At 44.1% G+C, this 12,123-nt stretch carries 9 protein-coding genes; 1 reads left to right on the top strand and 8 read right to left on the bottom strand.

Annotation, left to right across the window (positions count from 1 at the left end):
- Positions 1 to 313: 313 nt before the first annotated feature.
- The 7 genes from Q0192_RS10330 to Q0192_RS10300 all read right to left on the bottom strand — a co-directional run bounded on the left by Q0192_RS10330 (position 314) and on the right by Q0192_RS10300 (position 7,314).
- Positions 314 to 1,381 (bottom strand): membrane dipeptidase, encoded by a 1,068-nt coding sequence (locus tag Q0192_RS10330; protein WP_299289403.1) that lies wholly within the window; start codon positions 1,379 to 1,381, stop codon positions 314 to 316.
- A 7-nt stretch (positions 1,382 to 1,388) separates the two neighbouring features.
- Positions 1,389 to 2,501 (bottom strand): D-TA family PLP-dependent enzyme, encoded by a 1,113-nt coding sequence (locus Q0192_RS10325; protein ID WP_299289402.1) that lies wholly within the window; start codon positions 2,499 to 2,501, stop codon positions 1,389 to 1,391.
- A gap of 42 nt (positions 2,502 to 2,543) precedes the next feature.
- Positions 2,544 to 2,918: a type II toxin-antitoxin system VapC family toxin gene (locus Q0192_RS10320; protein ID WP_299289401.1), complete on the bottom strand. Its 375-nt coding sequence runs from the start codon at positions 2,916 to 2,918 to the stop codon at positions 2,544 to 2,546.
- Positions 2,918 to 3,124 (bottom strand): hypothetical protein, encoded by a 207-nt coding sequence (locus Q0192_RS10315; protein WP_299289400.1) that lies wholly within the window; start codon positions 3,122 to 3,124, stop codon positions 2,918 to 2,920. Before Q0192_RS10315 ends, Q0192_RS10320 begins: the two co-directional genes overlap by 1 nt.
- A 63-nt stretch (positions 3,125 to 3,187) precedes the next feature.
- Positions 3,188 to 3,658, bottom strand: coding sequence for a RidA family protein (locus Q0192_RS10310; protein WP_299289399.1), 471 nt, complete (start codon positions 3,656 to 3,658; stop codon positions 3,188 to 3,190).
- A gap of 13 nt (positions 3,659 to 3,671) precedes the next feature.
- Entirely contained in the window at positions 3,672 to 4,985 is a 1,314-nt protein-coding gene (locus Q0192_RS10305) for a gluconate:H+ symporter (protein WP_299289398.1), read from the bottom strand.
- Positions 4,986 to 4,995: 10 nt separating this feature from the next.
- Positions 4,996 to 7,314, bottom strand: coding sequence for a glycoside hydrolase family 20 protein (locus tag Q0192_RS10300; protein WP_299289397.1), 2,319 nt, complete (start codon positions 7,312 to 7,314; stop codon positions 4,996 to 4,998).
- A gap of 223 nt (positions 7,315 to 7,537) precedes the next feature.
- Between Q0192_RS10300 and Q0192_RS10295 the strand changes: the two genes are divergently transcribed.
- Positions 7,538 to 8,776 carry a vanadium-dependent haloperoxidase gene (locus tag Q0192_RS10295; RefSeq protein WP_299289396.1) on the top strand — a complete coding sequence of 413 codons (1,239 nt, stop codon included), beginning with the start codon at positions 7,538 to 7,540 and terminating at the stop codon, positions 8,774 to 8,776.
- Between the two features lie 76 nt (positions 8,777 to 8,852).
- Here the strand turns inward: Q0192_RS10295 and Q0192_RS10290 are convergent, their stop codons facing one another.
- The gene (locus Q0192_RS10290) at positions 8,853 to 11,555 is read right to left on the bottom strand and encodes a hypothetical protein (RefSeq protein ID WP_299289395.1); all 2,703 of its coding nucleotides are present in this window, start codon (positions 11,553 to 11,555) and stop codon (positions 8,853 to 8,855) included.
- Between the last annotated feature and the right edge of the window lie 568 nt (positions 11,556 to 12,123).

Below are 12,123 nucleotides of genomic sequence, written 5' to 3'. Positions count from 1 at the left end.
ACATCAATCAGCAGGGTTACAAAAATAAAACCGAGTGCTGCTTTGCGGGAAGAAGCCATAAGTTTGGGGTGATAATTTAGAATTTAGGCTGACCATTTGCGTTTAGCTAATTGCCAAACACCGATCATTTCGCTAAGATAAACACTGCTTCGGAAAATGAAAGCTGCGGCAGCAAACGAAACATAAAATCTTTGGGCAAGCAGGCATTACACCAATTTTATGCCGATAAAAGAAGCATGTAAGTTGAAAGAGGATTTCCTCCTTCGGTCGAAATGATAAAACCACCAATTTTATGCCGATAAAAGAAGCATCTCTATTTCCAGGTATTCCTCAAAAACCGTATCCAATTCCGATGCAAAATATTTTCAATATCGGTAGCCGAATAACCGCGCAAAGCCAATAAACCGTCCAGCTTTTGCAGATTGGCAATGGTTTCCAGATCGTACGGGCATTGCTCGCGGCCAAAAGCGCCATCCAAATCAGAACCAATGCCAACATGTAAACAATTGCCGGCAATCTGGCAAATATGGTCTATATGATCAATTACAACATTCAAATCGCAGTGCATACCTTTCGGGTCGGATTTGCCGCGTTCCCAATTTGGAATCAGCATCCAGGCATCCATGGCAGCACCAATAACGGCACCGCGTTCTATCAATACCTTAATCTGTTCGTCGCTGTATTGCCGGTTGTGGTTCACCAAAGCGCGGCAGTTGTTGTGGCTGGCCCAAACCGCGCCGTTAAAATGGTTTAAAGCTTCCCAAAAACTGTCATCACATAAATGCGTGGCATCCAAAATGATGTTCAGTTTTTCCATCTGGCGCAACAGTTCATGGCCTTTTTCTCCCATAAAACCAGTGGCATCCGTGCCTTGTGCGTATCGGCCCGGGCCATAATGGGCAGGGCCAACAGCGCGCAAACCGTCTTCATAAGCTTGATCCAAATGCTGCATGGAAAGGATAGAATCTGCGCCTTCCAAACTTAAAATATAACCGATGGGCTTTTTTTCTGTGGAAGCGGTTTCCCATAAATCCAAATGCCTGTTTAACGAATCCAAATCATTAACCTGCACCATTTCCCCGGCATATTCCATCGCTTTGTACCAGGCCAACTGGCCTTGCGTTTGCGCCCAGGCCTGCTCCGGCGAATGCCAGCCTGGAAGCGGATTGCCAGGCGCAACATAACGGGCAATTTGCGTGGCCACCACCAAACCAACGTTTCCGCGCCTCAGTTCGGGCAAAGCAACGACGGCATTTCCGCGGTCTGGTTTATCGTTCAGGCCTTTTTCGCGTGCATTGATTTTGGCAACCGTTTGGGTCAAATCGCGGTTCCATTCCAGCGCGTTCATACTTAGGTCGAGGTGGGCATCAACAATAAACATACTGTTTTTACAAGGTAATTTTGCGGTTTCGGGCGATGGTTTCCCAGCTTCCGGTTATTTGATGGGTTTTTATAGTTACGGCAAATTGGTGCAAAGCAACGGTTGGGCAAATGTGCCAAGGCAATCCGTACAAAACATCGCCAATTTTAACAGTGTGGTTTTCGCCTGCATCGGCCACCAAATGTTCTTCGCTGTGGCTAATTAATTTAAGATCAGGCGCATTTAAAAAATGGATCCGTTTATCAAAGCTGCTTTCGGAAGCAACAGCTTTATGGCCGAGATCAATACAAATCTTCGTTTCATCCGGCAAAGAAACAACACGCGAAACTACCAAAGCTGCCGGCAAAAAAGCCTGTTCGGTAAAATGCTGCCGGTAGCCTTCGTCCCAGTAAATAAACGTGCCGGGGCTGCATTCTACGTTTTTTTCCAAAGCATAAAACGGAAAAGTCGGCGTTCCTCCGGCAATAATCGTTGGTTGATCAAATCCTTTTTCAACCAATTCTTCTGATACTGTTTTTACCTGCATAAAAACAGTATGCCATTCTTTTCGGCGGGTTTCCAGATCCGGTTCGTGGATGTGGCCGTCATAAGCATGCAAACCTATTGGAACTAATGCTTCTTTTATGGCACAAAATTGATACAAATCTGCTGCTTTATTTGGGTTGATGCCGGTTCGGTCCATCCCGATGTTCAAATCAATATAAACCGGAACTTTAAGGTTTTGGCTGAAAGCGGCATCGTTTAAAATTTGTGCCGATTCCGGATGATCTACCAAACACGAAAAAATTGTTTCAGGAAAAGTTTTGACCAGTTTTAAAAAACGGCCGACTGAAGCGCCAACAATCGGGTAAGCCAGCAACACGTTCGGTGCTTTTGCCATCGCCAGCATTTCTGCTTCGGCAATGGTAGCGCATTTGAACTTGGTAATTCCTGCTTCCAACATCAGCAAAATTGGTTCGATCGCTTTGCATGTTTTTATATGCGGTCGAAGCTGGGAAACATTACCGATCGAACTGATCAACAAATTGATATTGTGTTTTACACGATCCGGGTAAATTGCCAACGCCGGCGTGTTTAGGGTTTCGGTATTTTCTATCCAATACCAAGGTTTGGTTTGCATGCTTCTTTTACCGGGTAAAAATTGGTGTTAAGGGAGAAAATATTAAGCGATTTTTAGTCCTTCAATCCGCTCAAAGTGCTTTCTGTTCAATGTTGAAATAGGCAGGTTTTCGATGATGCAAGTGGCGGCAATAAAAATATCGCGGAACTCGATTAACTGGTTCTTTGCTTTAAGTTGACGAAAGATTTCAGCTGCTTTGAGTGAAGCTTCAAAGTCAAACGGGAGAATTGTTATGTCCTTAATCAATAATTTGATATTCTTCTCTTTGTCTTTTGTAGCTGCCCCACAATAAATTTCATATACAGAAACAGCAGATATAAAAAGCTTTTCATTTCCTTGCAAAAGCTTGTAGAACTTGGTAGATAGTTTGTCTTTAGTCCGTAAATGCTCAATTAAAATATTCGAATCAATTACCATTAAGCTGGTTTTAAACTGTTAAAGGCTTCTCTGGCTTCTTCAATTGGTTTCAAATCTTCATCAGTCCAAACAGGCATATTGGCAATCTCTTTTAAATGAGCTTCCATATCCATTTTTTCTTTTTCAATAGTTACGCCCAATTCCTTTAGTAATTCTTTTACCAAAGCACTTTTTCTTTCCGGTACGTAAATGATCAGCTTTTCCATAACTCAAATTTACTAAATTTATCATCAAGGATAGATGCTTCTTTTATCGGCTAAAAATTGGTGTTACCATAATTCCATTAGCGCTTCGATTTCTACCGGGATATTATCCGGCAAAGAACCAAAACCAACTGCGCTGCGTGTGCCGATGCCGTTTTCTTCGCCCCAAATTTGTGCAAAAAGTTCGCTGCAACCGTTGATAATGAAAGGGTGTTTTTCAAAATCGGGCATACAATTAACCATACCCAAAACTTTGATCACGCGTTTTACTTTATCCAAACTTCCCAGGTTGGTTTTGATGGTAGATAGGATCGTCAGGCCAACCTGTCGCGCGGCCAGTTTGCCATCTTCTTGAGAAATGGTATCGCCGATACGGCCAATAATCAAACTTTTATCGTTTTGAACCGGGCCGTGGCCAGAGATGTATAAGTATTTGCCGTCAATCAAATAAGGTTTGTACACGCCCAATGGTTTTGGCGCGGGCGGAAGGGTGAAGCCTAATTGTTCGAAACATTGGTCTGCAGTTAAAATTTTCATACTGTTTTTATCGTTATAAAATTGAATTGAGGATTAATACGCCGGCCAATCCCACAAAAGCCACAATGGATTCCATGACCGACCAGGACAAAAATGTGTTTTTTACGCTGAGGTTGAAGTACTCTTTAAAAAGCCAGAAACCCGAATCGTTAACGTGCGAAAAAGCCAAACTTCCGGCGCCAACGGCAAGCACCATCAAATTTGGATTGGTGTGCGAGGCTACCATAATCGGTAAAATAATACCAACCGTAGTTAAGCCGGCAACCGTTGCCGAACCTACACAAATGCGGATAATGGCGGCAATCAGCCAGCCTAAAACCAGCGGCTGCATGTGCAGGTTTTGTAGCAATCCGGCAAATTGCGCGTTTACGCCGGTATCGGTCAGCACTTGTTTCAGCGCGCCCGAACCGGCAATAATGAGCAGGATAGAAGCAATATCTTTTACGGCATCTACATAAAAACCCATCACTTGCGGCATGTTTTTGCCCTGAAAAATTCCTAATGAAAACGTGGCGTAAGTAATGGCGATCATCAGCACGATGGAAGGCGCGGCCAACAGAGCAATAAGCGGATGCAACGGCGAAGTGGCCGGAAAAGCAAACGAAGCAATTGTAGTTGCCATCAATAATAAAACGGGCAAAACGGCCGTGAAAAAACTGTTGAACGAACCCGGCAGTTTATCTTCGGGCAGTTCATCGGCCACAAAAGATTTCAAGGGCTGCGAAGGCATTTTTTTTAACGTACTCGAAAAAACCGGACCGGCAATAATGATCGCGGGAACAGCCAGCAAAATCCCGTAGAATAAGGTGAGACCCATGTTGGCATGAAACTGCGTAACCAAAGCCGAAGGCGAGGGGTGCGGCGGCAAAAAACCATGCGTTACCGAAAGCGCGGCCAGCATGGGCAAGCCGATGGCAACGGCCGGTAATTTGTATTTGTAAACCACCGAGAAGATCAGCGGCACCATCAGTACAAAACCAATTCCGTAAAAAAGCGGGATGCCGATGATAAAACCAATCGTCATCATCGCCCATTGGATATTTTTTTTGCCAGCGGCATTTACGATGACGGCCGCAATGCGTTGAGCGGCACCGCTAACGGCAACCAATTTGCCAAACATCGCACCCAACGTAATCAGGATGACGAGCGAGGATAAAATATCGCCGATGCCTTTTTCTATCGAGCCTGCAATTTTATCCAGTGGAAGACCAAGCAACAAGCCTGCCGCCAACGAGATCAGCAAAAAAGCCAGGAACGGGTGCACTTTAGCTGCGCTGATGAGTAAAATTAAACCTGCAATGCAGCCGATGATAATCAAAAAAGTCATTTGCCCGAAATTAATTTACTGTAAATTCATCTGTTAAAAGCCAGACTTTTCCACCGGCACCATATTCTCCCTGCGGGATAAGCCCTTTGTTTTCTGCTTTGATTTTGATGTATCGGGCTTTTACCGGCATAAAAACAGCATGAACGGTATTGATGCCGTTTGCCGGAAAACTTTGCTGGCGATAAACTTCGCTGAATGTAACACCATCGGTAGAGATTTCAAAAGTCAACTGTTTCGGCTCCCACATTTTTTGCCAGTGATATTTTAAAATATGGGTGCCGATTTCAGAAATTTGTTGGACGGATTCCAAATCAATCACTGCTTCCAAATCTTCTCCTGCAAAACCCAACCACTGGTTATCATTGTAGCGGTTGCTTCCGCTCAAACCATTCACCAAAACATTGTTGTTGCCGGGGTTAAAATTTCCCTGCGGGGAATACTTCAAACTTACTTTCTGGCCGGTAGATTTGCTAATGTTAAAACTTTGTTCAAAAACGCGTCCACATAATTTTCCATGGGTAAACAAAGCTGCTTTTAACGTTCCGGGTTTGAAAATTGAAACCGGCTTTTGATAAGCGATACTGTTTTTATCGGGTATTTTTCCGTTTGTGGTGTAGCGGATTTCTGCGTTTGGTTTTGTGCTTTTCAAACTGACTAAAACACTGTTTTTTTGTACTGAAACCGTGTCTGTTATCTCATCAAAAACCTCAGCCGCATTAATTTTCAGTTGTTGGATCATCGGTTTTTGCAAACGTAAACGGTTTAAAAAATCAGCATAATTCCGGTCGGCTTTACTGCTCCAGGCAATTTCGGCTAAAGCAAAAACCCGCGGAAAAACCATGTATTCAGCCTTTTCTTCGCTGGTTAAATATTCGCTCCAAACATTGGCCTGCACGCCTTTTATGTACTTGGTTTCTTCCGGTTTTAAAGCAGCCGGAACAGGTTCATAACCATAAATTTTACTCAAAGGCGTGTATCCGCCGGCAGCAATTGGTTCGTTCGGGTTAAGCGATTGGTAGTAATCCAAATACACAAATTTTTCGGGCGTCATTACCACTTCGTGCTGCAAATGGGCAGCCGCAATTCCGCCTTCTTCGCCGCGCCAGCTCATTACGGTTGCATCTGGTGTTAGGCCGCCTTCCAAAATCTCGTCCCAGCCAATCACTTTTTTGTTCTTGTTTTTGAGGTATTTTTCAATCCGGCCCATAAAATAAGTTTGCAGTTGCTGCTCGTCTTTCAAATGTTCATCGGCAATGCGTTTCTGGCATTTCGGACAGGTTTTCCATTTCGTTTTTGGGCATTCATCACCGCCAATATGGATGTAATTTGAAGGAAAAAGCGTAATCACTTCATCCAAAACATTTTCCAAAAAATGGAAAGTTTCCTCGTTTCCGGCGCAATAAACATCATCAAAAACGCCCCAAAAAGTAGCAGTTTGATATGGGCCACCAGTGCAGCCCAAAGCGGGATAAGCCGACAAAGCAGCCAACGCATGGCCAGGCATTTCAATTTCGGGGATAATGCTGATGTGCCTCTCCGCAGCAAACTTGACGATATCTTTTACTTCTTGTTGCGAATAAAAACCGCCGTAACGCCGGCCATCAAATTGGTGCGGCATTTCTTTTTTATGGCCGATCAAAGTTTCGTTCCGATATGCAGCAGCCGATTGCAATTTCGGGTATTTTTTGATTTCGATGCGCCAGCCCTGGTCGTCTGTCAAATGCCAGTGAAACGTGTTGATCTTGTAAAAAGCCAAAATATTGATCCATTTTTTGATGGCCGAAACCGGGAAAAGATGTCGGCTTACATCCAGTTCCATCCCGCGGTAGCCAAACCTTGGATAGTCGTTAATTTTACAATTGTTGATGCTGTAGTTTCCGGGTTTATCGTGAGAAATTAATTGCAGCAAAGTTTGCGTTCCGTAAAAAACGCCTGCATCATCGTGCCCGATTATTTTGATCTGGTTTTGGCCGATGCTCAATTGATAGCCTTCTTTTTGCGGCACCAAAACCGAATCTATTGTCAAGGCAATACTGTTTTTACCACTACTTTTTTGGTGGGTAAAAACAGTATGCGCGAAAGAAAAAACAGCTTGTTTAAAAAGTAAAACGGTAGTTGGGTTTATCGCAGGCGCAGCGTTTAGAGAGGTGGCATTGTTAAGTTTGAAGCTTCCTTTCTGCAGTTCGTATTGAACCGGTTTCGGGATGATGGCAGCTTCTTTTAACACTGATTTTTGTTGTGCAAAAGAAGCGTCCGCCACAAAAAACCCAATGATAAATATTGAAACCAACGGTTTTGGAAAGCGGTAAAACAAGCGGCGGAAATCCATTTGGCTGCAACTTAATTATTTCTTTTGAAATTTGGGTTTCTAAAATATACATCCGTTTAATCAGTTAACATTATATTCCGGTTTCACCTTTTTTAACTTCGGCCGATAAAAGTAAATTTGCCGCACCAAAAATTTAAAAATGACGAGGTTACAACATCTCATAGCTTTATTGTTCTTTTCGGCCCTGTTCTTTTCAAGTTGCAAGAAAGCAAAAGTAGCCGGGATGAGCGAGACGGAAATATTGCATCAAAATGAAGACCAGTTGACCAAGCTCATCATTTACGATGTGTTTACGCCGCCGGTTGCCTGCCGTATTTATGCGTATGCTTCGCTGGCTTCTTATGAGGCTTTGCGTCATCAAAACCCAAAATATGTTTCGCTGACCCAGCAGTTAAACGGTTTTGATGCTTCGCCAGAACCGCAAAAAGGCAAAAAATATAATTATACGCTGGCTGCTACCAAAGCTTTTTTTACAGTAGTGCGCAAGGTTACTTTTTCGGTGGATTCGCTTAAAAATTACGAAGACCGCGTTTATGCTTCTTTCAAAGATCAGATGGATGATTCTACTTATGCACGTTCTGTAGCTTATGGCGAACAAGTGGCCAAAGTGGTTTTGAAACGTGCCAACGCCGATAATTATTTGCAAACGCGCGGCAAGCCAAAGTTTTTGGGCAGCAACGATCCCGGAAAATGGCACCCAACGCCACCGGATTATTTAGACGGCGTAGAATATTGCTGGGGAACGATGCACACTTTTGTGCTGGACAATTCGGAGCAGTTTGCGCCTCCGCCGCCGCCCAAATTTAGTACCGATAAAAACAGTATCTACTTTAAGCAAAACCTGGACGTTTACAACCAAACCAAAAATTTAACGCAGGACCAAAAAGACATTGCCAAATATTGGGACGATAACCCTTTTGTGCTGCAGCATTCCGGCCACATGATTTTTGCCAACAAAAAGATCACGCCCGGCGGCCATTGGATTGGCATCACCGAAATTGCCTGTAAAAAAACACATGCCGATGCCTTGAAAACTGCCCAAGCTTATGCGTTGACTTCGGTTGCCATGTTTGATGCTTTTACGTGTTGCTGGCAGGAAAAATACAAAAGTGCCTACATCCGGCCGGTTACGGTGATTAATGATAAGATTGACCGCTCTTGGGAACCGATGCTGCAAACGCCGCCTTTTCCTGAATATCCAAGTGGGCACAGCACCATTACGCGTTCGGCAGCCGTGATGTTAACGCATTTGTTTGGCGATAATTTCAATTTCCAAGATACCAGCGATTTGAAATACATCGGCATGAAACGGAACTTTAAATCTTTTGTACAAGCTGCAGATGAAGCTTCGATCAGCCGGTTTTATGGCGGCATCCACTACCGCAACAGTGTGGATGTTGGCGCAGAACAAGGCAAAAAAGTAAGCGAGTATATGCTGGGCAAACTGAAACTGGAGCAGTAATTCTGTTTCAGTTTTTGCCGATGCTTCTTTTAGCACTACTTTTTAGGTAAGCCATATTTTTTGGGGTGAAGTTTCTTCATTTATGGGAAGATGGTGGTGTTGCTGCATTTATCTTTTGCTTGCGGTAGCCGATCTGGCCTTGTAAATCTGTCCCTTCTACGGTAACGGTGTAAATGCTGGGCTTGTCGGCACTGTAAAACGAGAGCCTGGCTTTGCCTTCGGCATCGGTTGTTACATTTGGTGCCCAATGGATGGTGGAGCGCAGGTCTGTTCCTATGGCAATGTTTCTGTTGTTTGCATTATATTTGGGGCGGTAGAATTCTTTGTAAAGGGCAAAAGGCAAAGTTTTGTACAGGTAAGTGCCTGGCGTTACCCTCATAAACGGCCCTTTCTTTGCCCTGGTGGTGATCTCTAAGTAGGCATGTTCATCGCCATTTGGAGACTTTCCGATAGGTGCATATTGTACGCCGTAGCTTCCGATGTGGCCTGTATTATACATAACTTCAATGCCCGTAATATCCTCTGCGGTAAAATAACCAAGGTAATTTTTTATAAAATGGTAGCGTTCGTCTTCATAGCTTTCGCCTCCTGAACTGCCGAAACTGTAACCGTATTCCAGGTCCATCCCGTCGATTATAAAATGTATTCTTTTTCCTTTTAGTACATAATACCAACGGTCCTTTCCCCAAATTCCGTTAACAACATACCCTCGGATATTTTTTTCCAGGAAATCCCCCAAAGTCATTTTATTGGCATTTTTAAAATCTTTTTCGTCAAACGCTTCATCATATTCGCCCGGGCCGTTCAGGTTCTTGGAACCGGGAATGATTTTTTTAGCTTTGATGGTTACTTCCTTCAAGCGGAGGCCTTTTCCCATCAAATCATCCACTGCCTTTAACTGCGCTGCCTTTGTGTTTACGTTCGCCACTACAATGGTATCAGGGTTTACGTACCATGGGGATATTGGTGCCGATGGCCCAAACACAGGTGGTTTAAATTCTTCCCCGTTGATGTTCACGTTAAAGCTGCTTCCCTTTTTGGTCCTTGCTTGTATTTTAAACAGCGCTGTATCTACAGGCACCAAACCTTTAAAATAAAAACGGCCCTCAGTATTGGTAACCGTGTCTTTAAATATCGGCGGGTTATTAGAAATGAGTATAACTTTTGAGGCCACAACCGGCTTGTTAAACGCGTTGGTTACTTTTCCCTGAACCACGAACTCTTTTTCGGCCGGGTAGGCGATTGGTGTTTTAACCGGGTTAAAAACCTCTTTCCAACTGTACCCAACCCATCCCTGTGTAAGCATCAGGTTGTCCAGCTCTTCGGCTTTATCGCCTGTAAAATAATAGCCGGGCGCTTCGATATTGCCTTTCAAATCGGAAGTAAGCAGTAGGTTGTTGAGGATGTTACTACCTGAACTATCTATTTTTACCTGGCTGTCGTCCGTTACCGCCAAAGAGAAACTGCCCTGCACGGGCCTGCCGTCTTTGTCCTTTACCTCGATGGCCAGGGCAATGCTGTCGCGGGTTTTATAGTTTTGTTTATCGGTACTGACACTAATCTGCAATTCATCATGATGATTAATAAATACCTGCCGCTCGTTTAGCGGCAGGTGGCCTTGGTCCAACAAGGTAAACCTGGCAATGCCCGTCGGGAAAAGCGAGCTGGGCAATGCTGCTTTTACCGGTAAATTATTGCCGAAGCCAAGGGCCTGCGCATAGCACACCACGCCGCGCGACTGGCCGATTAGGCAATAAGTTATAGGTTTGTTTGTTAAATCTGCTGTGGCGTTAACCGTCAGCACCAACGTATCGTTGCCCAGCGGTTTTACGGACAACGAGGTGCCCGAAAGGCTGGCCAAAGGCAAAGGATATTCTTTCGTGATTCCTTTGGGCAGCGTTATTTTGGCATAATAGCTTTCCCCTGCCTGTGGCGCAAGCCCAAAACTGCCCATGCCGGCGTGGGCGGTTTTGAAACTGGTTATTTCCTGCCCTTTGCCGTTGTAGATTTTCCCTGCCAAGGCCATACCTTTGCCATCTTCGCTTACCGCTTTAAAACCAACTTTTGTAGATATGCCTGCTACTAAATTGCCGCCTTCGGGCATAAACTGCAGGTCGGTTTTTTCGGGCCGGTTGATGTTTACCGGAATGGCCAAAGTGGCGGTATCTGCACCGTTGCCGGTCTGCTGCGCTTTTATCGTTAGGTTTTTGAGGGCTGTTTTGTCGGCCAGGCCAAAGCCAAACTTCAGGCTTCCGTCTATGCCGGTCGTAACTTTGTCCCGGGCTAACGTATGCTTTCCGTCCGTTACAAGCAGTTTCATGTCTTTCAGTGCCACGGGAATATTGCCGGTCGAGGTAAGCTGTAAATTGGCCTCTACCTTGTTTTTGCCTGCCGCGCTGTCCGTCCTAAATATGGCCCTAACCAAGGTAGTGGGGCCGCTTGTTGCAGAAACATAGATGTTCTTTTTAAAAACGTAGCCTTCCCCGAAATTGCGCATCCAGTTGGTGTAGGCACGCAAAACAAAACTTCCTTCGTGAACCTCTTTTTCGTTCAAGGTTATATCGCCCCATGACAGTCCGGAATTAACAGGCACCATCACCCGTTTAATGGCGGTGCCGGCCATGTCGTCCAGTTCCACATAAAGCAGCCCGCTCCGGGCCGAGGGGAGAAGGAAATCGGCATCCAAGAGGTAAGCCTTGAAACGGATCGTATCGCCGCTGCTGTAATAAGGCTTGTCGGTTTGCAGGTAAAGCTTTTCCACCGGTAGCCGTTCGCCCATAGCCTTTATTGCGGTTACATTGTCTTTTAAAAATTTATTGGTTATAGTTTGGCCGAACGTGGCACATGATAATAAGCAGAAAGCACAAACACAGGCCATGAAAATGGATTTGCTAAACTTATTTCTCATGGCAAGGTCTGCTTAAATTTTATCTTTCTATGCTTCTTTTATGCCTGTCAACCCTGTTTTCGGTGCTGGTATGGTACAATAAGTAAAACGAGCCAATGATTTTTATGCGGTAAAATAAGCATGGCAAATATTGGACGGTATTCAGACAGGTTTAGATCATAAATTTAAGCCATTCATTTTAACCACGTAAATTTTTCTTTAATTTATTTGTACCAGAAGCTTGTTTAAATATAGTTTAGCCTGGTTTTGATGCTTCTTTTATCCCATTAAAAACTTCAAACTTCTTATGCTTTTTAAAAAATGGATGGCGCAAAGCACTGGTTTTTGTACGGAATATCAAAGCACTTAAAAAGTATGGGTAAAAACAGTATGTTGTTTTAGGTTATGGCCTTGGTGGATCAAACCTGTTTTTTGCAGAGATAAATTTTCAAAAACCTAA

The sequence above is a fragment of the uncultured Mucilaginibacter sp. genome, from assembly GCF_937859865.1.
Lineage (GTDB): Bacteria > Bacteroidota > Bacteroidia > Sphingobacteriales > Sphingobacteriaceae > Mucilaginibacter_A.
This window is presented reverse-complemented; position numbering and strand designations above follow the sequence as displayed.